20 protein-coding genes are annotated in these 20,482 nt (G+C 72.3%); 12 read left to right on the plus strand and 8 right to left on the minus strand.

Annotated elements, in window-relative coordinates:
* The first annotated feature begins 116 nt into the window (after window positions 1-116).
* Window positions 117-1,712, plus strand: coding sequence for an MDR family MFS transporter (locus QSK26_RS34435; RefSeq protein WP_285779508.1), 1,596 nt, complete (start codon window positions 117-119; stop codon window positions 1,710-1,712).
* A 70-nt stretch (window positions 1,713-1,782) separates the two neighbouring features.
* Here QSK26_RS34435 and QSK26_RS34440 read toward each other — a convergent pair whose 3' ends face one another.
* Window positions 1,783-2,334, minus strand: coding sequence for a peroxiredoxin (locus tag QSK26_RS34440; protein ID WP_285779509.1), 552 nt, complete (start codon window positions 2,332-2,334; stop codon window positions 1,783-1,785).
* Between the two features lie 100 nt (window positions 2,335-2,434).
* Between QSK26_RS34440 and QSK26_RS34445 the strand changes: the two genes are divergently transcribed.
* The gene (locus QSK26_RS34445) at window positions 2,435-3,385 is read left to right on the plus strand and encodes a hydrogen peroxide-inducible genes activator (protein WP_285779510.1); all 951 of its coding nucleotides are present in this window, start codon (window positions 2,435-2,437) and stop codon (window positions 3,383-3,385) included.
* A gap of 3 nt (window positions 3,386-3,388) precedes the next feature.
* Here the strand turns inward: QSK26_RS34445 and QSK26_RS34450 are convergent, their stop codons facing one another.
* The 3 genes from QSK26_RS34450 to QSK26_RS34460 all read right to left on the minus strand — a co-directional run bounded on the left by QSK26_RS34450 (window position 3,389) and on the right by QSK26_RS34460 (window position 7,470).
* A complete protein-coding gene (locus tag QSK26_RS34450; RefSeq protein WP_502888779.1) occupies window positions 3,389-4,549 on the minus strand; it encodes a pyridoxal phosphate-dependent aminotransferase in 1,161 nt (386 codons plus the stop codon).
* Between the two features lie 33 nt (window positions 4,550-4,582).
* Entirely contained in the window at window positions 4,583-5,977 is a 1,395-nt protein-coding gene (locus tag QSK26_RS34455) for a GH1 family beta-glucosidase (protein WP_285779512.1), read from the minus strand.
* 107 nt (window positions 5,978-6,084) lie between these two features.
* Window positions 6,085-7,470 carry a glycoside hydrolase family 5 protein gene (locus tag QSK26_RS34460; RefSeq protein ID WP_285779513.1) on the minus strand — a complete coding sequence of 462 codons (1,386 nt, stop codon included), beginning with the start codon at window positions 7,468-7,470 and terminating at the stop codon, window positions 6,085-6,087.
* Window positions 7,471-7,748: 278 nt separating this feature from the next.
* Here QSK26_RS34460 and QSK26_RS34465 point away from each other — a divergent pair, with 278 nt between their 5' ends.
* The gene (locus tag QSK26_RS34465; RefSeq protein WP_285779514.1) at window positions 7,749-8,744 is read left to right on the plus strand and encodes a LacI family DNA-binding transcriptional regulator; all 996 of its coding nucleotides are present in this window, start codon (window positions 7,749-7,751) and stop codon (window positions 8,742-8,744) included.
* Between the two features lie 86 nt (window positions 8,745-8,830).
* Here QSK26_RS34465 and QSK26_RS34470 read toward each other — a convergent pair whose 3' ends face one another.
* Window positions 8,831-9,493, minus strand: a complete 663-nt coding sequence (locus QSK26_RS34470) for a hypothetical protein (protein ID WP_285779515.1) — start codon at window positions 9,491-9,493, stop codon at window positions 8,831-8,833.
* A gap of 769 nt (window positions 9,494-10,262) precedes the next feature.
* Here QSK26_RS34470 and QSK26_RS34475 point away from each other — a divergent pair.
* From QSK26_RS34475 to QSK26_RS34510, 8 genes are all read left to right on the plus strand, one after another.
* A complete protein-coding gene (locus QSK26_RS34475; RefSeq protein ID WP_352244451.1) occupies window positions 10,263-10,925 on the plus strand; it encodes a cupin domain-containing protein in 663 nt (220 codons plus the stop codon).
* A 209-nt stretch (window positions 10,926-11,134) separates the two neighbouring features.
* Window positions 11,135-11,473 carry a YbaB/EbfC family nucleoid-associated protein gene (locus QSK26_RS34480; RefSeq protein ID WP_285779517.1) on the plus strand — a complete coding sequence of 113 codons (339 nt, stop codon included), beginning with the start codon at window positions 11,135-11,137 and terminating at the stop codon, window positions 11,471-11,473.
* A gap of 76 nt (window positions 11,474-11,549) precedes the next feature.
* Entirely contained in the window at window positions 11,550-11,855 is a 306-nt protein-coding gene (locus QSK26_RS34485) for a hypothetical protein (RefSeq protein WP_285779518.1), read from the plus strand.
* On the plus strand, window positions 11,846-12,700 hold the full coding sequence (locus QSK26_RS34490) for a hypothetical protein (RefSeq protein WP_285779519.1): 855 nt from the start codon (window positions 11,846-11,848) through the stop codon (window positions 12,698-12,700). The genes QSK26_RS34485 and QSK26_RS34490 overlap by 10 nt, the downstream gene beginning before the upstream one ends.
* Window positions 12,701-12,974: 274 nt before the next feature.
* A complete protein-coding gene (locus QSK26_RS34495) occupies window positions 12,975-13,913 on the plus strand; it encodes a DUF418 domain-containing protein (protein WP_285779520.1) in 939 nt (312 codons plus the stop codon).
* Window positions 13,910-14,704 (plus strand): carbon-nitrogen hydrolase family protein, encoded by a 795-nt coding sequence (locus tag QSK26_RS34500; RefSeq protein WP_285779521.1) that lies wholly within the window; start codon window positions 13,910-13,912, stop codon window positions 14,702-14,704. Before QSK26_RS34495 ends, QSK26_RS34500 begins: the two co-directional genes overlap by 4 nt.
* A 10-nt stretch (window positions 14,705-14,714) precedes the next feature.
* Window positions 14,715-15,197, plus strand: a complete 483-nt coding sequence (locus QSK26_RS34505) for a hypothetical protein (protein ID WP_285779522.1) — start codon at window positions 14,715-14,717, stop codon at window positions 15,195-15,197.
* Window positions 15,194-15,613, plus strand: coding sequence for a UCP033725 family protein (locus QSK26_RS34510; RefSeq protein WP_285779523.1), 420 nt, complete (start codon window positions 15,194-15,196; stop codon window positions 15,611-15,613). Before QSK26_RS34505 ends, QSK26_RS34510 begins: the two co-directional genes overlap by 4 nt.
* Window positions 15,614-15,750: 137 nt before the next feature.
* Here the strand turns inward: QSK26_RS34510 and QSK26_RS34515 are convergent, their stop codons facing one another.
* Window positions 15,751-16,596, minus strand: a complete 846-nt coding sequence (locus tag QSK26_RS34515) for a helix-turn-helix transcriptional regulator (RefSeq protein ID WP_285779524.1) — start codon at window positions 16,594-16,596, stop codon at window positions 15,751-15,753.
* Between the two features lie 138 nt (window positions 16,597-16,734).
* Between QSK26_RS34515 and QSK26_RS34520 the strand changes: the two genes are divergently transcribed.
* On the plus strand, window positions 16,735-17,514 hold the full coding sequence (locus QSK26_RS34520; protein ID WP_285779525.1) for an NAD(P)H-dependent oxidoreductase: 780 nt from the start codon (window positions 16,735-16,737) through the stop codon (window positions 17,512-17,514).
* A 134-nt stretch (window positions 17,515-17,648) separates the two neighbouring features.
* Here the strand turns inward: QSK26_RS34520 and QSK26_RS34525 are convergent, their stop codons facing one another.
* Both QSK26_RS34525 and QSK26_RS34530 read right to left on the minus strand, forming a co-directional pair.
* Window positions 17,649-19,148 (minus strand): carboxyl transferase domain-containing protein, encoded by a 1,500-nt coding sequence (locus QSK26_RS34525; RefSeq protein ID WP_285779526.1) that lies wholly within the window; start codon window positions 19,146-19,148, stop codon window positions 17,649-17,651.
* Window positions 19,145-20,311 carry a CaiB/BaiF CoA transferase family protein gene (locus QSK26_RS34530; RefSeq protein ID WP_285779527.1) on the minus strand — a complete coding sequence of 389 codons (1,167 nt, stop codon included), beginning with the start codon at window positions 20,309-20,311 and terminating at the stop codon, window positions 19,145-19,147. Before QSK26_RS34530 ends, QSK26_RS34525 begins: the two co-directional genes overlap by 4 nt.
* Window positions 20,312-20,482: the final 171 nt, after the last annotated feature.

The following is a 20,482-nucleotide window of genomic DNA, read 5'->3' on the forward strand; positions in this document are numbered from 1 at the left end:
CGCACCGGCGGTCCCGGCGGCGGACCGGGGGGTGGTGACGCCCGCGTCGTCCGGATTGACCGGTAAACAAGCGTCTACTAGATTTATATGCACTGTACAGGTATCGGGGAGGGCCGTTGCGCGCGGACGAGGAAGAGAAGCAGGCGGCGGCGCCGCGCTTCACCCACCGGCAGGTGTTGCGGATCATGGCCGGGCTCATGCTGGCCATGCTGACGTCGATGATCTCGACCTCCGTGGTGAGCACGGCCTTACCCACGATCGTGGGCACGCTCGGCGGTCAGGACCAGCTCGCCTGGGTGGCCAGCGCGACCCTGCTGACCACGACGGCGTCCATGCCGCTGTGGGGCAAGCTCTCCGACCTGTACGGCAGGAAGTTCATGTTCCAGGCGGCCCTGGCCGTCTTCACCCTGGCCTCGGTCGGCGCCGGGTTCGCGCAGGACATGGCACAGCTGATCGCGTTGCGGGCGTTGCAGGGCGTCGGCATCGGGGGTCTCCAGGCCCTGCCGCAGATCATCCTCGGCGACGTGGTGGAGCCCCGCGAGCGCGGGCGCTACTCCGGCTTCGTCGGCGCCGTCTTCGGCGTGTCCACCGTGGCGGGGCCGCTGCTCGGCGGCTTCATCGTGGACAACCTGTCCTGGCGGTGGTGCTTCTGGATCAGCGTGCCGATCGCCGTGGTGGCCTTCGCCGTGATCCAGAAGGTGCTGCGGCTGCCGCTGGTCCGGAGGGACGCCAGGGTCGACTGGTGGGGGGCCGCGCTCATCACCGGCGGCACCACGGTCCTGATGCTGCTGCTCTCCCTGGGCGGCGTCGAGTTCGCCTGGAACTCCGGGTGGACCTACGGACTGGCCGCGCTCAGCCTGGCGCTTCTCGCCGGGGCGGTGGTGGCCGAGCGCCGGGCCCCCGAGCCGATCCTGCCGCCGCGGCTGTTCGCCAACCGGACGTTCGTGCTCACCGCGCTGGCCTCGCTGCTGGTGGGCGCGGCGATGTTCGGCGCGCTGATGTTCCTGCCGCAGTACCTGCAGATCGTCAAGGGGCTCAGCCCCACCGCGTCCGGGCTCATGACACTGCCGATGGTGGTGGCGCTGCTCTTCTCCTCCATCACGGTCGGCCGCGTCGTCAGCAGGACCGGACGCTGGAAGATCTTCCCGGTGGTGGGCATGGTGCTCGTCGGGACCGGGCTGTTCCTGCTGTCCGGGCTGCGGGTGGACACCTCGCTGGCGCTCACCGGCGCGTATCTCGCCGTCCTCGGCGCCGGGCTGGGCGCCAGCATGCAGGTGCTGATCCTCGCCGCGCAGAACTCCGTGACCCGGCCGGACATGGCCGCCACCACGTCGGGGGTGGCCTTCTTCCGCTCGCTCGGCGGCGCGGTCGGCGTGGCCGCCTTCGGCGCGATCCTGACGTCCCGGCTCACCGCCGAGCTGACCGCGCTGCTCAGCGCGGCGCGCATCCCGCTCGCGGGCGGCGTGCCCGACCTCGGCGCGCCCGACGTCATCCGCGCGCTGCCCGCGCCGCTGCTCGCGGTCATCCTGGAGGCGTTCACCAGGGCGTTGCACATGGTGTTCCTGGTCGGCGTGCCCATCGCCGTACTGGGCGCGATCGCCGCGCTGCTGCTCAAGGAGCTGCCGCTCCGCTCCGCCGCCCCCTCCCCCGTGCCGCCGCCCGGCTCTCCCGGCCAGGCCGCGGAGGCGCCCGTGCCCGCGCGCTCCGAGTGACCCGGCCGGGCGGCGGCGGGGACCGCCGCCGCCCGGCCGCGCGCACCGGGCCGGAGCCGGCCTTCGGCGCTCACACGGCGAGGAGCCGCTTCTCGTCGAGGACGGCCTCGCCCTTGTTCCAGTTGCACGGGCACAGCTCCGCCGACTGCAGGGCGTCGAGCACCCGCAGCACCTCGCCGACGTTGCGGCCCACCGAACCGGCGGTGACCATGACGAACCGGATCTCGTTGTCCGGATCGACGACGAAGGTCGCCCGCTGGGAGACGCCGTCCGGACCGAGGATGCCGCACGCCTCCGACAGGTCCCGCCGGATGTCGCTCAGCATCGGGAAGGGCAGGTCGCGCAGGTCCTCGTGGTTCTTGCGCCACGCGTGGTGGGCGTACTCGCTGTCGACGGAGGCGCCGAGCACCTGGGCGTCGCGGTCGGCGAACTCGCCGTTCAGGCGGCCGAACTCGGCGATCTCGGTGGGGCAGACGAAGGTGAAGTCCTTCGGCCAGAAGAAGATCACCCGCCACCGCCCGTCGTGGGTCCTGTGGTCGATCCGCTCGAAGGCCCCCTCCGGGTCGAGCGACACGCACGCGGTGAGATCGTACTCGGGGAACTGGTCACCGACGGTAAGCAACTTCGGATCTCCTCTGTTCACGGACGTCTTCGTCGTTCGCGCCAAGCGTGCCCGATCTACCATCGGTACGAGAAATCGAGTGGCCGGACGAGTCTGAGAGGTGATCCCTATCAGTGAGCCCAGTCCCACCCTGTCCCAACTGCGGTCATTCCTGGCTGTAGCCGATCATCTCCACTTCCGGGAGGCGGCGGCGACGCTGCGGATGAGCCAGCCCGCGCTGTCCGGGGCGGTGGCCGCGCTGGAGGAGACCCTGCAGACCCGGCTGCTGGAGCGCACCACCAGGAAGGTGCTGCTGACTCCGGAGGGTGACCGGGTCGCGGTGCACGCCACCCGGGTGCTCCAGGCGCTGGACGACCTCATGGACGAGGTGGCGCGGAGCCGGGAGCCGTTCAGCGGGCGGGCGCACCTGGGGGTGATCCCGACCGTCGCGCCCTACCTGCTGCCGGTGCTGCTCCCCATGGTCGCCGGCCGGTTCCCGCGGCTGCGGCTGACCGTGCACGAGGACAAGACCGAGACGGTCCTCGCGGATCTGCGCGAGGGGCGGCTGGACCTCGCGCTGCTCGCGCTGCCCGCGGACGCGGCGGGCCTGGTGGAGGACCCGCTCTACGACGAGGACTTCCTGCTCGCCGTCCCGGCCGGCCATCCCCTCGCCGGAGGCGCCGGGCCGCTCGGCCGCGAGGTGCTGAAAGGGCTCGACATCGTGCTGCTCAACCAGGGGCACTGCCTGCGCGAGCAGGTCATCGACGTGTGCCGCGAGGTCGGCGCCCGGGCCACCGAGGCGACCTACGCGACCAGCCTGCCCACGCTGGTGCAGCTCGTCGCGGGCGGGCTCGGCGTCACGCTGCTCCCTGCGTCGGCGGTGCCGGCCGAGACCGGCAAGGGGGCCGGTCCGGCCATCCGCCGGTTCGGCCCGCCGGCTCCGCGCCGCACGATCGGCCTGGCCTACCGCGCCAGCTCCCCCCGGTCCGGCGAGTACGCCGTGCTGGCCGCGGCGGCGCGCTCCGCCGTCCGGGACAGGAGGCTGCCGGTGACGGTCGCCGGGCCGGAGTGACCCTCACCCGGTGCGCGGCGCCCCCTTGCCGAGGGAGGCGAGACGGGCGGCGGCCTCGTCGATGACCTCGTCCTTCTTGCAGAAGGCGAAGCGGACGAAGTGCCTGCCGTACTCGGGGCGGTCGTAGAAGACCTGGGTCGGGATGGCGACGACGCCGGCCAGGGCGGGCAGCTCGCGGGCGAGGGTGAGGCCGTCGGTGAAGCCGAGCGGGCGGATGTCGGTCTGCACGAAGTAGGTGCCGGACGGCGGCAGCACGTCGAAGCCCGCGGCCCGCAGGCCGGCGGCGAGCCGGTCGCGCTTGGTCTGCAGGTCCTGGCGCAGGGCCGCGACCCAGGGCAGCTCGTGGCGCAGGGCGTGCGCGACGGCGAGCTGCCAGGGCGCTCCGGCGGTGAAGGTGAGGAACTGCTTGACGGTCTGCACCGCCCCGGTCAGCGCGGGCGGCGCGCAGATCCAGCCGACCTTCCAGCCGGTCGCCGAGAAGGTCTTGCCCGAGGAGGAGATCATCACGGTGCGCTCGCGCATGCCGGGCAGCGTGGCGAGCGGGATGTGCTCGACGCCGTCGAACGTCAGGTGCTCGTAGACCTCGTCGGTGATCGCGATCAGGTCGCGCTCGGCGCACACCGCGGCGATCTCCTCCAGCTCGGCGCGGGTGAGGACGGTGCCGGTGGGGTTGTGCGGGGAGTTGACGATGATCGCCCTGGTCCGGGGGCCGACGGCGGCGCGCAGCTCGGCGGGGTCGAAGGTGAAGCGGCCCGCCACCGGGCGCAGCGTGACCGGGCGGCGCACCGCCCCGGCGAGCGCGACGGCCGCCGCGTAGGAGTCGTAGTACGGCTCGAACAGCACGACCTCGTCGCCCGGCTCGCACACCGCGAGGACCGTGGCCGCGATGGCCTCGGTCGCGCCCACGGTGACCAGCACCTCGCCGTCGGGGTCGTAGGCCAGGCCGTAATGCTCCTTGCGATGCTCGCTGATCGCCTGCCGCAGCTCGGGCACGCCCGGCCCCGGCGGGTACTGGTTGGCGCCGCCGCGGATCGCCTCGATCGCCCGCTCCAGCATGGCCGGCGGCCCGTCGGTGTCGGGGAACCCCTGTCCCAGGTTGACGGAACCGGTCCTCACCGCGAGCGCCGTCATCTCGGCGAAGACCGTGGTTCCGAACTCGCGCATACGGGCGATCAAAGGCTCACTCACCCCGCCAGCCTAGGACACCGCGTTCCGGCGGGGCTCGCGGATGTACTCCCGGAACCACCGGTAGCTGGCCTTGGGGGTGCGCTCCTGGGTGGCGTAGTCCACGTGCACCAGCCCGAACCTCGCGTCGTAGCCGCGCGCCCATTCGAAGTTGTCCATCAGCGACCAGCAGAAGTAGCCGCGCACGTCCACCCCGTCCGCGAGAGCCCCGGCGGCGGCGGCGAGGTGGTCGCCGAGGTAGGCGATGCGGCCCTGGTCGTCGAGCTCCCCGCGGTCGCCGTAGCCGTTCTCGGTGACGTGCACCGGCGGCAGGCCGGGGTAGCGGGCGGCCAGGCCGGTGAGGGTGTCGCGCAGGCCCTGCGGCTCGACGACCCAGCCCAGCCCGCTGGTCCGCGCGCCGTCCGGGTCCACGGTGCGCACGCCGATGTCGCAGGCGGCGCGCCGCGCCGGATCCGGCTCCGCGTACGGCGCCGCCACCGCGTGCAGCCGGTAGTAGTAGTTCACCCCGAGGAAGTCGAGCGGGGCCGAGATGACCTCCAGGTCGCCGTCCCGGTGGAAGGACAGGTCGCTGATCGGGCCGAACACCTCGGCGAGGTCCTCCGGGTAGCGCCCGGCGAGCAGCGGTTCGGTGAACTGCCGGTTGACCAGCAGGTCCAGCCGGCGGGCCGCGGCGACGTCGGCCGGGCCGTCTCCGCCGGGCACGGCCGGGGACATGTTGAGGGTGATGCCGATCGGCTCCCGCGCGCTCCCCCGCTCGCGCAGCCGGGCGGCGGCCAGGCCGTGACCGAGCAGCAGGTGGTGGGCGGCGGCCAGCGCCCCGTGGCCCTCCCGGGCGCCGGGGGCGTGCCTGCCCTCGGCGTAGCCGACGATGGAGGAGCAGTAGGGCTCGTTGAGGGTGATCCAGTGCGGCTCGGTGTGCCCGATGGCCTCCTGCACGAGGGCGGCGTAGTCGGCGAAGTACAGGGCGGTGTCCCGGTCGCGCCAGCCGCCGGCGTCTTCCAGCGCCTGGGGCAGGTCCCAGTGGTAGAGCGTGACGAACGGGCTGATCCCCCGCTCGCGCAGCGCGTCGGCCAGCCGGCGGTAGAAGTCCAGGCCGCGCCGGTTGACCCGGCCGCGCCCCTCGGGCAGCACCCTGGGCCAGGCCACGGAGAACCGGTAGGCGCCGACGCCGAGCCCGGTGAGCAGGTCGAGGTCCTGCGGCCAGCGGTGGTAGTGGTCGCAGGCGACGTCCCCGGACTCGCCGCGGGCTGTGGCGCCGGGGACGCGGCTGAAGGTGTCCCAGACGGACGGGCCCCTGCCGTCCTCGGCGGCGGCGCCCTCGATCTGGTAGGCGGCGGTGGCCACGCCCCAGACGAATCCGGGCGGGAACGCGGCCCGCCGTCCGGTGTCCTCGCGGGTGACGGTCATCTCGTGATCGCCCCTGACATGTCCCCTCCGATGATCTGGCGGCCCGGCGCGCGCGGCACGACCTTACGCCCCGCCGCTCCCCCCGGCGAGGCGTCCCGGACCGCGGGTCAGCCGCGCAGGCTGGCGGTGAGCAGATCGATGAGGGGTTCGCGGCGCACGCAGCCGCGCAGCGCGAAGGAGTCGGCCAGGGCGAGCAGCTCGTCGTCGCCGAGCCCGCGGAACAGCTCCGCGTACTCGGGCAGCAGGGCCTGCGCGATGAGGACGTGCCGGACCAGGTCGTCGATCTGGTAGCGGGCGCCCCACGGGTAGGGGTTCCAGCTGGGGAACTCCTCCTCCATCATCCGGTGCAGCGGCGCGAGCACGTCGGCGGACTCCTCCATGGTGGAGCCCCACCGGTCCGCGCCGAGCCGCTGCTTCTTCTCGATGAAGGACCCGAACCGGTCCATGTACGGCCCGGCGGCGTAGACCAGCCCCTGGAGGCCGACGTCCTTGTACGTCCACAGCGACCAGCCGGCCTCGTTGGCGTCGTAGATGTCGAGCTGGTCGCGGAGGATCTGGTAACGCTGCTCGTCGATCTTCGGGTCGCCGGTGTAGACCGGCCCGAACTCGCCCACCCACAACGGCGTCCCGGTCTCCCGCTGGAACCTCGTGCGCCGCTCGAACTCCCGCTCAAGCTGGTCCCGGTCGCACCACTCGCCCCTGGTGTACCCGGGGTAGGGCCCGCCGTGCGCGAACCCGGCCAGCGCGTAGTCGTGGCAGACGAAGACGGTGTTGGCGTAGACCTCGCGGAAGACGGAGAAGTCGGTGGAGTAGGTGTTGCCGTCCAGGAAGATCACATGCCCGGGGTCGGCCGTGCGCACCGCCTTCACCAGCCGGTCGTAGAACGGGCCGATGACCTTGCCCGACGGGTCGGCTGGCTCGTTGACCAGGTTGTACCCGGCCACCCAGGCGCGGTCGCGGTACCGGTCGGCGATCGCCTCCCACAGGTGCACGACCCGGTCCTGGAAGTGCCGGTGCCGCCAGAAGGACGCGACGTGGGTGGGGTTGTCGGAGTGCCAGTGCTGGTTCTGGGAGCCGGGCAGCGCGTGCAGGTCGAGCACCGTGTAGATGCCGTGCGCGCCACACTGGTCGATCACCCGGTCCAGGTGGCGGAAGCCGTCCTCGATCAGCTCGAAGGGCCGCTCGTCGGACTCGAAGTGCCGGTAGTTGACCGGGACCCGCACGCAGTTGACGCCCATCCCGGCGAGCAGGGCCGCGTCCTCGTCCCCGAAGAAGGACGTGAGCATCCGGTCGAAGAACATGGCGTGGCGTTCCTCGCCCAGCACCTCGCGCACGGCGGACCGCATCAGGTCCTCGCTGGCCGGGTAGCCGGTGATGAAGTTCTCCATGTTCATCCAGCCACCGAGGCCGACGCCGCGCAGCCGTACCGGCTCGCCCTTCCCGTCGGCGAGGCGGGATCCCGTGACGCGCAGGGCCACCTGGTTGTCGAGCATCAACTCTCCTTTTGTGGCGGGCCGCCGTACCGGGACCACCTGCCACGGATCCGCTTCGTTCTCTGAAAGTTTCGGATCGTCCCCGAATGTTTCGTGGATCGGAGCGTACGTACTGTTCTGGTCACGGTCAAGAGCTCTCGAACGGGAGCGCTCCCACGATGCGGACCCACAGGCCGGGAACCCCGCTGCGACATGCCGAAAGTTTTCGACTAGACTTCGGACATGCCGTCGTGGAGGCGGTGCAACTCAGGAAAACGGGTGGGGCATTGAAAAGGCGAGTGACGATCGCCCTGATCGCCGAGGAGGCCGGTGTCTCCGTCCCGACGGTGTCCAAGGTCATCAACGGCAGGCCGGAGGTGGCGCCGGAGACCCGGCAGCGGGTGGAGCGGCTGCTGCACAAGCACGGCTACCAGCGGCGCGGCGGCCAGGGTGACGGTCCCGTCGGGCTGATCGACCTGGTGTTCGCCGAGATCGAGAGCCCGTGGGCGATGGAGCTGATCCGCGGCGGCGAGACCGCCGCGCGGGAGATCGACGCCAGTGTGGTCATCTCCGTCATGCACACCCACTCGGGTCCGGGGCGCGACCTGCTCGACCGGATCGCGGCCCGCCGCACCGACGGCGTCGTCCTCGTCGGATCACGACTCTCCCCCGGCCAGCACGGGCAGCTCAGCGCCCGGATGATCCCCTTCGTGGTGGTCGATCCCGAGGGTGAGCCCAGCCCCGACGTCGCCTCCGTCGGCGCCACCAACTGGAACGGCGGCCTCGCCGCCACCCGCCACCTGCTGGAGCTCGGCCACCGCCGGGTCGCGGTGATCGGCGGCCCGCCCGACATGCTGTGCAGCCGCGCCCGCATAGACGGCTACCGCGCCGCCCTGGAGACCGCCGGCGTCAGCGTCGACCCCGCCCTGATCCGCTACGGCGACTTCCTCGTCGGCTCCGGGCACGACCAGGGCCACGCCCTCCTCGACCTGCCCGAGCCGCCGTCCGCCATCTTCGCCGGCAGCGACCTGCAGGCGTTCGGCGTCTTCGAGGCCGCCCGCCAGCGCGGCCTGCGCGTCCCCGAGGACCTCAGCGTCGTCGGCTTCGACGACCTGCCCCTCGCCCGCTCGGCCTGGCCCCCGCTCACCACGGTCCGCCAGCCCCTCCAGGAGATGGCCGCCCTCGCCGCCCGCATGGTCTTCGCCATGTCCCGCGGCGAACAGCCGGAGACCCGCCGCGTCGAGCTCGCCACCGACCTCATAGTCCGCGACAGCACCATGCCCGCCACCTCCTGAGACACCCCACCGCGTCCGGACCGGCCGAGGAGGACGTCCGGGGGGCACCGCCGTGCAGTCCGGTCCAGGGGGTCCGGGGGTCCGGGTCAGTCTGGGCACAGGTTCAGTAGGGGGTCCAGGGCGGCGCGTAGGTCGCCGCAGGCTGCGCGGGCCGCGGCGGGGGCGGGGGGCGGGCCTGCGGTGGACGTCGCGGTCGGCTCCGGTTCCGGGTTCTGGGAGGGGACCGGCGGGGTGCCGCCTCCGGGGGGAGGCGGCTCGTTCTCCTCCGGGGGGACCTCTTCCGGTGGCGTCTCACGGGGCGGGGTCTCCTGGGGCGGCGTCTCCCGTGGTGGTGTCTCGCGCGGTGGTGTCTCGCGCGGTGGTGTCTCGCGGGACCGGGTCGGCTTCGCGCCCGGACGGGACGGCTTCGCGGTGGGGCGCGACGGTCTGGCGGTCGGGGTGCGGGCGGCCGGGGGGCCGGTGCGGCGGGCGGGTGGCGCGGCGACCGGCGGGGCCGCCGGGGCCCCGGCGCGTACGGCGGGCGGGGCGGTGGGCGTGCGCCAGGGTTTGGCGGAGCGGGAGGGGTCCGGCGTGGCCCGCGGGGTCACGGTGGCGGGCCCGGGGGTGACCGGAACGGCGGTGGGCGGCGCGGGGGTGAGCGGGACTGCGGGGGCCGGCGCCGCGGCGTTCTGCGCCACCTGGACCGGCGCCTCCTCGCCCATGGTGAGGAAGAGGCCCGCGACCAGGCCGACTGCGACGGCGCTGCTCACCGCGGTGCTCAACGCCGGGCGGGAACGCGCCCGGCGCAGCGCTCCGTCGGCCCCGGCGAGCGATCGCGCCCGGACGGCGCCCGCCCATCGCCGGACGCGTGGCGAAAGCCGTGCTCGGAATGCGGCCATCTGGCCTTACCGCCCCTCGGCTACGAGACGTCACCGCCTTTCACTATGTTTGCGCCTCCCCCTTCTGGCAAGCGGGAACCGACAACCCAACGCGGCCCCGAAACTTTCGGATCCCCCCTGCAGGGGATTGGACGACGCCCATTGACCACTCCTCGGTACACCGCATACGTTACGGGAGCGAAAGTTCTCGCCAAACATCCGAAACTTTCGCCTGGCAGCCGCCCGCCAGGAGCCGAGGAGCACGCCCATGGGACATCCGTTCCGTGTCCGGCATCCATGAGTCGGCACGGCGAGGCGCCACGCGGTGCACCGGGACTCCCCCACCGCCGCCCGGAACGCGCCGCCGTACGACGGAACCCGCCCTCAGCGAGAGCACCCGGACGGGCGAAAGAGACGGACGGGCGAGCGCCGGGCAGACGGGACGGCGGACGCGCAGGCGGCGAACAGGAGGCAGCGGACGAACGAGCGCCGGGCAGGCGGGACGGCGGACAGGGAAGCCGACTAGCAGGAGGCGGCGGACGAACGGGCGGCGGGTGGGCGGTGTCGGCGGCGTCGGCGGGTGGGCGGTGTGGGCGGTGTGGGCGGGCAAGGATCGGTTGGAATCGTGCGTAAGGGACTCCTCATGATTTTTCCTGGTGGCGTGGGTGTGTCCGGCCTGCGCGTGTACGACTGGCCGACCGCCGACGGGCTGAGCGGCGGCACCCCGCACCTGCACCTCGCCTGCGCGGAGGCGTACGTGGTGGTGGCGGGGTCGGGGGCGGTGCAGACGCTGGCGCCGTCCGGGTACGCGGAGAACCCGCTGGAGGCGGGGGACGTCGTGTGGTTCCCGCCGGGGACCATCCACCGGCTGCTGAACTTCGACGGCGGGCTGCGGATCACGGTCATCATGCAGAACGGCGGGCTGCCCGAGGCGGGCGACGCCGTGTTCACCTTCCCGCCCGAGGTGATGGCCGATCCGGAAGCTTACGCCAGGGCGGCCGTCGCCGCCGACCCGGCCGCCGCGCGGGCGCGGCGGGATCTCGCCATCGACGGCTTCCTGCGCCTGCGCCGGCACGGCGCGCAGGCCCTCGCGGACTTCCTGGTGGCCGCCCACCGGCTTATCGCACCCCGGCTGGACGACTTCGAGAAGCGCTGGCGGGCGGGCGCCCTGGCCGCCGCCGGGGAGACCGGCGAACACCTGGAACGGCTGCGCAGGGGCGACCTGTCCCACCTGGCGCAGGCGCGGGTGCGCAAGGCCGAACCGGAGGACCGCCTCGGGATGTGCGGCCGGTTGCAGGTCTATCCCTTGCTGCCCGCCCCATGACCGCTTGCAGGTCTATCCCCTGCTGCCCGCCCCGTGAGACGTCCCACCCCGGCGCGGATCTTCCACACGATGCCCAACGCCCGGCCTGTCGCGACGAACCCGGATCTGCCCCGGTGTCCGGATCACCCTTGGTACATTGAAGATCGCCACATAAGGATGTGAATGGACGGACCGTGGGACATCCAGGATGGAGCGACGATATCGACGATATGGACATCGACGCCGAGTTGACGCGCGTCGCCCGGGAGCTCGACGACGCGCAGGCACGACTGTCGGAGGTCGAGGCATGCGCCGAAGCGGCCAAAGGGCTGGTCGTCGTGCGTGTCGGCCCTGACTACCGGGTGCGCGGCATGAAACTCGACCCGAGGGTGATGCGGTTCGGCTCCCATGAGCTGGCCGAGGCCATCACCCAGGCGGTGAACGACGCGATCGACGAGGTCACCGCTCAGACGCAGAATATCGTCGCACCCCTCATGGACACCCCCTCCGCCATCCAGCACTCCACGCAAGAGCTCCTCAGAGACCTGGACCGTCGTTTCGGCCGGTGACCGTGCCGGACGCCAGGACCCGCGCAAACGCCATCGCAACCCGGCAAGAGATCTATCGAAGGTGTCGCACCCCCACATGTACATGGATTACAGCGGAGCGGACTCCGCCTCCCGATCAATGGACGACGCGTCCTCGAACATGACGGCGAAGATCGAGCGGCTACGGGCCGATCTCGCGGGCGCCGGCCCCGTCGGCGGGGAGGATTCCGAACTGGCCGGGGCTTTCCGGGAGTTCACCGGACTGCTGGTGGAGACCGCGGGCCACACCATGACGACGTTCGACGCGACGGGCTCCGGCATGACGGCTTCCCTGCGGAACACGCGTGGCGCCGACGACGCGACCACCACCGTGATGGCGGGAGGTGACAGCTCGTGGGCATAACGATCCCCAGCGAGCTCGCGCAGGTCGCCTCGCTGGTCGGTGTGCCCGCCGGGCTGTTCGCCTGGGACGAGGACAATCTGCGCGCGGTCGCCGACAACGTGGCCGCGTTCGCCGGTGGGACCATTCCCAGTGTGGCGGACGCCGAGTCCGCCGCCCAGCGGTTCATGGCCTCCACGTCGGGAGCCGACGCCGACGCGTTCGGCGGCCGATGGACCACCGTGGCGAGCGGCGGTGACGCCGGTGACTTCCTCCGTACCGCCCTGGGCGGGGCGGCCGTCATGGCCGTGGCCGCGGGCGCCATCAAGATCATAAAAGTCGGCGTGCTCAGCCGGCTGGCCTGGTGCGCCCGGCAACTCGCCGCCGCGGCCCTCCCGGGGGCCGGCACGCTGAGAGCCGCGCAGGCGGTCGGCGTGGTCCGGGTGTCGATCAAAGCGCTCGTCGACCGGCTGCTGAAGCATTTCCGGGAACGCGTCACCCCCGCCGTCCAGCGCGCCAACGACAACTTCCGCGACATCCTGCAGGGGCCTCGCCCCGCCTTCGCCGGTGTCCCCGTTTCCAGGCGCCCCCCTCTGCGCGCCGAATCCCCCAAGCCCCCGCAGGTCAACCAGGTGTTCAGGGGGAAGAAGGGCTCCGGAGGCGGATCGAGCTCGACGCCCACACCGGGAGAGGCCCACGTGGCGCAGCAGCAGGCGGGCCTTCTCGCCGACCAGTCGCTGGCCCAGAAGCGCGCGACGAACAGCGCCGAGAACAACGGAGCTCCCGCTCATCTCGTCAAAATCATGAGAGATCAGGAAGAAGAACTGCGCCGGCGGGCCCTGGAGGCGCAGAAGAAAAGCAAGTCCTAGGCTTCGCCGGAGCCGCCGGCCGGACAAGGTCCTGGCGCGGCCGTCGAAGCCCCCCGCAAGGATGCCGACGTAAGGATGGTCGTGCAGACGGCAGCGCCCCGCATCTCACGAGAAGCGCACAACTCACGAGAAGCGCACAACCGCCCCGGCGGCCACCGGAACAAGACCCGAGCCGGTCGCGTCCTCGCGGCTCGCCGGCACGGGGCACCGGGCGGCGACCGCGACCGGCCGCCGCCGCGGTGATATTCCTGGTCTGGTGGTTCGGGTGGTTCCTGTGACGAGGGAGAACGAGCGGACCCGCATCCACGAACTCGACGTGGTGCGCGGTTTCGCGCTGTGCGGGATCATGCTGGTCAACACCTGGCAGCACACCACCGACAGGCTCGGCCCGCACCCGAAGCTCGCGGTCGACTGGGCGGTCGAGAACCTGTTGCAGAGCCGGTTCTACCCGATCTTCTCCTTCCTGTTCGGGATCAGCCTGGTGCTCTTCCTGCGCTCGGCGGGATCGGCCTGGCCGCTGGTGCGGCGGCTGGTGGTGCTGGCCGCCTTCGGTTTCCTGCACTCACGGATCAACCCGGGCGAGGTGCTGCTGCCGTACGCGGCCTTCGGGCTGGTGGTGCTGCTGCCCGCGTCCTACCTGCCCAGGGTCGTCGTGCTGGCGCTGGGTGTGGTGGGCACGGGGGTGGCGGTGTGGCTGGGGGGCGGCTTCGTCCTGGTGCCGGGGTTGTTCCTGCTCGGCATGGCGGCGATGGAGTACCGGCCCTCGCCCCGGCTGGCGGTGCCGGTGTTCGCTGTGAGCCTGGTGCTGGGGGCCGGCCTGACCGCCCTGTGGATCTACATGTGGCTGCATCCGCAGTACCTGTTCACCGCGGTCTATCCCGCCGCCGGCCTGGCGAGCGCGCTGGCCTACGTCACCGGCCTGCTGCTGCTCCTGCGCACCCGGCTGCGTGGCGCCCTGCACGCGGTCCTCGCCCCGCTCGGCCGGATGGCGCTCACCAACTACCTGGTGAGCACGCCGGTCATCCTCGCCGCCCTCCCGCTGCTCACCGCCGACCCGACCCGCCTGTACGGCATCGCGCTCGGCGTGCTCACCCTGGCCGCGCAGATCGTGTTCTCCCACTGGTGGCTGAGCCGTTACCGGTACGGCCCGCTGGAATGGGTATGGCGATGCCTTACCTGGGGAGCATTGATCCGGAATAAGGTAGAGACGTGACGAGTATCGCTTTGTGTCAGCTTCCCGTCTCCCACGATCCCGCGGACAACCTGGACCAGGCGGTGAAGGCGCTCGCCCAGGCGGCCGAGCGCGGCGCCGAGCTGGCCGTCTTCCCGGAGGCGACCCTGACCAGGTTCGGCAGGCGGGTGGGCGAGATGGCCCAGCCGCTGGACGGGCCGTTCGTCACCGGGCTCGCCGCGGCGGCGCGGGCGCACGGCGTCGCGGTGATCGCCGGGGTGTTCGAGCCGGGTGCGGGCCGGGTGTTCAACACGGCGGTCGCGCTGGACGAGCGGGGCGAGCTGAAGGCCGCCTACCGGAAGATCCACCTGTTCGACTCCTTCGGCGCTCGCGAGTCCGACCTGGTGGCGCCGGGCGACACGCCCACCGTGGTCGAGCTGGCCGGGCTGCGGGTCGGGCTGATCACCTGCTACGACGTGCGCTTCCCCGAGCTGGCCAGGGCGCTGGTGGACCTGGGCGCGGAGCTCTTCGCGGTGATCGCCGCCTGGGGCTCCGGGCCGCTCAAGGAGGACCACTGGACCACGCTGGTCCGGGCCAGGGCGATCGAGAACACGATGTGGACGGCGGCCGTCGGCCAGGCGCAGAACCCGCAGGCCAAGGACGGCTTCGGCGTGGGCCACAGCATGCTCGTCGATCCGCTCGGCGTGGTGCGCGGCGCGCTCGGCCCGACCGGCGAGATCCAGGTCTTCACGGTCGATCCGGCGGTGACAACCACCGCCCGGGCCACACTTCCCTGCCTGGAACACCGCGTGCTGGGGCCCGGCCGACCGTAAACTTGTGGTCGTGAACGAGCCGGGCAGAAGAACACAGATGCTGAAGGTCATCCCCCCTCGGCTGCTGGTGCCCTATCTGTCCGGCCAGCGCACCGTCATCTCGGGCTATGTCTACCGCGCACAGGACTGCGCGCGGCTGAGCACGCCCACGCAGTACTACTGGGCGCTCGACCTGGGCTTCGAGGGCTCCGAGCTGACCCCCGACGTGCCCGAGGTCTACGTGATGCGCTGGCTCGCCCGCGACGTCGACACCTACCTGGTGCCCTACGGCCCGCACATGGGCGGCGACTGGAGCGACACCGCCCCGTTCGCGGGCAACGGCTTCACCACCTCGCGCGAGCACGTCGTCCCGCAGTTCCACACGATGCCGATGCCCATCCCGGCCGGGGCGGAGATCGTGCACATCACCCCCGGCGAGGAGCGCCTGTTCGGCGTCTACGACGGGCTCACCTGGCGTCCGGCCGCCGCCCCTACCGGCGGGAGGCCGCGATGAGCACCCAGATAGAGCCGATCGCCTCGGGTTTCGTCGCCCACCTCGGCGGCCGCACCTACGCGGCGGCGCTCGGCGCCGAGCCCGACGAGGTGGTGCTGTTCAGCGAGGAGGCCGCCGAGGGCTTCACCGCCGTGTCCGGCTACTGGCGGCGGGCGGTCTCCCGGGGCGAGCTGGCCTGGCTGGTCATGGTGCGCACCGTGGGCGCCTTCGGCGGCGAGCCGTGCGTCGTCCTCGACGAGGACGAGGACGGCCTGCACATCGCCTACACCGGGCACAGCGGCATGAAGGCGGAGGCGCTCGGCTACTGGATGGTCGACCACGGGGCCTACGAGGTGGTCGTCCCGCGCGAGGAGGTCTTCTCCATCCGCATCGAGCGCGTCCCCGTCCCGCTCACTCCGGCGAAGTCCGAGCCGTAACCGGTCGACCGGGGGCGTCTCCAGGTGTCTCCGTGACGTGATCGACGTTTCCGGGGTCGGCGACCCCGCCGGCGTGTCCGTTCGGCCGCCGCACTCCTTCGCCCGGGTCAGGACCGCATGTGCCTGTCCCGGGGCTGTTACCCACCCAGCTGTGGGTGCGCCGTGGGACGTACGGCATCGTCGAAGTCCAGGCCGGCCAGGAGCCGCAGGGCGTCCGCGGAGGGGCTGCCGGGGGCCGCCGAGAGCACCAGCAGCTCCATGCCTGCTTCATCCGGCGTCGCGAAGTTCTCCTGGTGCAGTTCCAGTTCCCCGACCAGGGGGTGCCGGTAGGCCTTGCGCCCGTAGGTCCGTGCCCGCACGTCCGCGCGGGCCCACAGGCGCCGGAAGCGCTCGCTGCCCATCGCCAGCTCCCCGATCAACGAGGCCAGGCGCGGATCCTCAGGATACTTGCCGGCCGCCAGGCGCAGGTGACCGACCACGTCGCGGGTGCACTGGTCCCAGTCGGCGTACAGGCCGCGCTCGGTCTCCTCCAGGAAGATGTGCCTGGCCGTGTTCAGGCCCTCCACGGGGCGGCCGAACAGCAGGTGGGCGAGGCGGTTGCCGGCAAGGGCGTCAAGGCGGTGGTCGACGATGAACGCGGGCGCGTCGGTGATCAGGTCCAGGACCCGCAGCAGTTCCGGGCGCAGCCGCCCGGTGGGCGACTTCGCCTTCCGGCGCCGCTGCCGGGCCAGCCGGTACAGGTGCCCGCGTTCGGTGTCGTCGAGCCCGAGGACCCGCGCGAGCGCGTCGAGCACCTGCTCCGAGGGTTGCGTGGCACGGCCCTGCTCAAGGCGTACGTAGTAGTCGACGCTCACCCCGGACAGGTGCGCGACCTCTTCGCGGCGCAGCCCCTGGACCCGGCGGCGGCTGTCGATCGGAATGCCCGCTCCGGCCGGGTCGACCCGGGAGCGGCGGGTGCGCAGGAAGCCCGCGAGATCGTCCATCGGTCAAGTATCTCGCGGGTGCCGGCGGGGAAGGTGGCCCTGCCGGTACCAGGAAGCCGGGTCCGACGGAAGTGGCGCCCCTGAACGGCGGCGCCCCGGGTGTGCAGGATCGGAGCCAGCCGATTCCAAGGAGTTCACATGAAGACGCTGATCGTCTACGCCCACCCGGAGCCGAGGTCGCTCAACGGCTCGCTGAAGGACCTGGCGGTGGCCACGCTGGAGAAGGCGGGGCACGAGGTGCGGGTCAGTGACCTGTACGCGATGCGCTGGAAGGCGGTCGTGGACGCCGGGGACTTCGGCCCGTCCGCTTCGAGCCCGCTGAAGGTCGCCGCGGACTCGGGGCGGGCCTTCGACACCGGAGCCCTCACCCCGGACGTCCGGGCCGAGCAGGAGAAGCTGCTGTGGGCTGACATGATCATTTTCCAGTTCCCGTTGTGGTGGTACGCGATGCCGGCGATCCTCAAAGGCTGGGTCGACCGGGTCTTCACGTACCACTTCGCGTACGGCGTCGGCGAGCACAGCGACGTCAAGTACGGGGAGCGTTTCGGCGAGGGGACCCTGGCGGGCAGGCGGGCGCTGCTGTCGGTGACCGCCGGCGGCCCGGAGTCGCACTACGCCGACCGCGGGATCAACGGCCCGATCGACGACCTGCTGTTCCCGATCCAGCACGGGATCCTGTACTACCCGGGGATCGAGGTACTGCCGCCGTTCGTGCTGTACGGCACGGACCGGACCACCGACGAGGACTTCCCGGACATCGCCAAGGCCTGGGAGCAGCGGCTGCTGACCTTGGAGTCGACCGAACCGATCGCGTTCCGGCGGCAGAACTTCGGCGACTACGAGATCCCGTCGCTGCACCTGAAGGAAGGGCTGGAGCCCGCGGGCCGCTCGGGCTTCGGGCTGCACGTACGGCCCTAGCCTCCGGCCCGGCCGCCGTGGCACCGCACAGCCACAGCACGGGTACCGGCACGGAAACGGGTGCCGGTGCGACGCCCGGGACGGGGAGAGCCGGCGGGTGGACGAGCCGCCGCACCCGGCACGCCGGTGACCGGTCACCTCGCGCCCAGGTGGCGGTAGCGGGTCAGGCGGCCGGTCAGCCGATCCTCCGCCGGGGAGGCGAGCAGGACGGCGATCTCGTGTTCCAGGGTGCGGGCGACCCGGCGGCAGAACGCCTCGGGCTCGTAGGCGGCGTCGGGGAGTTCGGGGATGACGCGGTCCACGATGCCGTCGCGTTGCAGGTCGGCGGCCCGTACCCCCTGGGCGGCGGCGATCTCGGGGGCGAAGTCCACGCTCCGGTAGAGGATCGCGGACGCGCCCTCGGGCGGCAGCGGGGAGAGCCAGCCGTGCTGGGCCGCGAGCACCCGGTCGGCGGGCAGCAGCGCGAGCGCGGCGCCGCCCGCGCCCTGGCCGAGGATGAGGCACACGGTGGGCGCGTCCAGCATGACCATGTCGGCGAGCGACCTGGCGATCTCCCCGGCCAGGCCGCCCTCCTCGGCCGCCTTGGACATCGCGGCGCCGGAGGTGTCGATCACGGTGACCAGCGGCAGCCCCAGCTCGGACGCCAGCCGCATGCCCCGCCGCGCGACGCGCAGCCCCGCGGGGCCCAGCCGGGAGACGCCGCGCTGCATGCTGCGGTCCTGGCCGAGCACCACGGCGGGGGCCGCGCCGAACCTCGCCAGCGCGAGCAGCAGGCCCGGGTCGTTCTCGCCCGCGCCGGTGCCGTGCAGCGGCGTGACGTCGGCGGCGCCGAGCTTGAGCAGGGCGCGCACGCCGGGCCGGTCGTCGCGCCGGGAACGGCTGATCGCCTCCCACGCCTGGACCTGGTGCGCCGGGCCGATCGGCTCCGGACCGGGGTCGAGCCCCTCGCGGGGCGCGCAGAGCACGGCCAGCGCCCGGACGGCGATCTCCCTGGCCTCCCCGGCGGAGACCACCGCGTCCACCAGCCCGTGCGCGAAGAGGTTCTCCGCGACCTGCACGCCCTCGGGGAACGGGTAGCCGTGCAGCGACTCGAACACCCTGGGCCCGAGGAAGCCGATCAGCGCCTCCGGCTCCGCCGCGGTCACGTGCCCGAGCGACCCCCAGGAGGCGAACACCCCGCCGGTCGTCGGATGCCGCAGGTAGACGAGGTACGGCAGGCCGGCGGCCTTGTGCTCGGTCACCGCTGCGGTGATCTTGACCATCTGGGCGAAGGCGAGCGCGCCCTCCTGCATCCGGGTGCCGCCCGAGGAGGGGGCGGCGAACAGCGGCAGCCGTTCCCGGGTGGCCCGTTCCACCGCGGCGGTCAGCCGCTCGGCCGCGGCCACCCCGATCGACCCGGCGAGGAAGGAGAACTCGCAGGCCACCACGGCGACCCTGCGCCCGCCGAGCAGGCCCTCACCGGTGACCACGGCCTCGTCGTAGCCGGACTTGGCCCGCGCGGCGGCGAGTTCCTCGGCGTAGGAGGAGCCGAGCGGCGCCGGGTCGTCCACCGGCGTGTCCCAGGACTTCCAGGAGCCCGGGTCGAGCACGACGTCGATGAGCGTGCGCGCGTCCGGGCGGAGCGGCGCTGTCACCGCTCGGGTCCTTCGCGCTCCGCCAGCCAGGCGAGCACCGCCTGGTCGTGCTGGCCGAGGGCGGGCGGGGCGGTGTGGGTGGCCGGGGCCGCCCCGTCGAAGCGGAGCGGCGGCCCCGGCAGGGTGACGCGGCCGAGGACGGGGTGGTCCACCTCGGCGAGCAGCCCCTGGGAGCGGGTCTGCTCCCAGGTGTACACCTCGTCCAGCGAGCGGATCGCACCGGCGGGCACGCCCAGCCGGTCGAACTCGGCGAGCCAGTGTGCGCGCTCGTGCGCCGCCAGTGCCTTCTCCATATCGGCGATCAGCTCATCCCGATGCGCAAATCGATCCTTATTCGACGCATATTTCGGCATATCTGGATCAATGTCGAGAAGAGTGGCGACTTTTCGCCACAAAGTGTCGTTTGCGGCGGCGATCTGCAGCATCCCGTCGCCGCACCGGAACGCCCCGTAGGGCGCGATCGAGGCGTGGTGGTTGCCGCGGGCCCTGGGCACCTGGCCGCCCACGGTCCAGGCGGTGCCGTGGTAGGCGTGCACGCCGACGATCGCGGCGAGCAGCGAGGTGCGCACCACCGTGCCGCGCCCGGTCCGCGCCCGCTCGTGCAGCGCGACCACCACGCCGTACGCGCCGTACATGCCGGCGAGGACGTCGCCCACCGAGGCGCCCACCCGGTACGGCTCCTCGGGCGAGGGGCCGGTGAGGCTCATCAGGCCCGCCTCACCCTGGGCGATCTGGTCGTAACCGGCCCGGCCGCCCTCCGGGCCGTCGTGCCCGAAGCCGGTGATGGACAGGACGACCAGGCGGGGGTTGATCTCGTGCAGGCGGGCGACGGGGAAGCCGAGGCGGTCGAGGACGCCGGTGCGGAAGTTCTCGATCAGCACGTCGCTCTGGCGGGCCAGGCGTTCGATCAGCGCCCTGCCGTCCGGCGTCTTCATATCGACGGCGATCGATTCCTTGTTGCGGTTGACCGAAAGGAAATACGTGGAAATATCGTGATCCGGTCCGACGAAAGGCGGTCCCCAGTGCCGGGATTCGTCGCCGCCCCCGGGGTGCTCGACCTTGATCACTTTCGCCCCGAGGTCACCGAGCATCTGGGCCGCATGCGGCCCTGCCAGCGCCCGCGACAGATCCAGTACAACGATGTCGCCTAGGGGTCCCTGCAAGATCAACCTCCTGTGGTGGACGCCGAGCCTAGCCCAATCGGAGCCGGAAACACACTGTGGTCGCCTTATGCCAGATTGCCAAGGGTGCCACGTCTCCCCGCACCCGGGTCCGCCACCCCCGTCCCGCCCCGCCGGGCCGGAGCACGCCTCCCGGGACGGCTCGGCCCCCTG

The sequence above is a fragment of the Microtetraspora sp. NBRC 13810 genome (assembly GCF_030268685.1).
In the GTDB taxonomy this organism is placed as follows: domain Bacteria; phylum Actinomycetota; class Actinomycetes; order Streptosporangiales; family Streptosporangiaceae; genus BSRQ01.

Bases quoted from the DNA above. Each gene is read 5' to 3' on its own strand.
- QSK26_RS34455 (WP_285779512.1), bottom strand. From the start codon at position 5,977: ATGACCGTCACCCGCGAGGACACCGGACGGCGGGCCGCGTTCCCGCCC.
- QSK26_RS34460 (WP_285779513.1), bottom strand. From the start codon at position 7,470: ATGCTCGACAACCAGGTGGCCCTGCGCGTCACGGGATCCCGCCTCGCC.
- QSK26_RS34450 (WP_502888779.1), bottom strand. From the start codon at position 4,549: ATGCGCGAGTTCGGAACCACGGTCTTCGCCGAGATGACGGCGCTCGCG.
- QSK26_RS34485 (WP_285779518.1), top strand. From the start codon at position 11,550: ATGTACATGGATTACAGCGGAGCGGACTCCGCCTCCCGATCAATGGAC.
- QSK26_RS34510 (WP_285779523.1), top strand. From the start codon at position 15,194: ATGAGCACCCAGATAGAGCCGATCGCCTCGGGTTTCGTCGCCCACCTC.
- QSK26_RS34515 (WP_285779524.1), bottom strand. From the start codon at position 16,596: ATGGACGATCTCGCGGGCTTCCTGCGCACCCGCCGCTCCCGGGTCGAC.
- QSK26_RS34480 (WP_285779517.1), top strand. From the start codon at position 11,135: ATGGACATCGACGCCGAGTTGACGCGCGTCGCCCGGGAGCTCGACGAC.
- QSK26_RS34520 (WP_285779525.1), top strand. From the start codon at position 16,735: ATGAAGACGCTGATCGTCTACGCCCACCCGGAGCCGAGGTCGCTCAAC.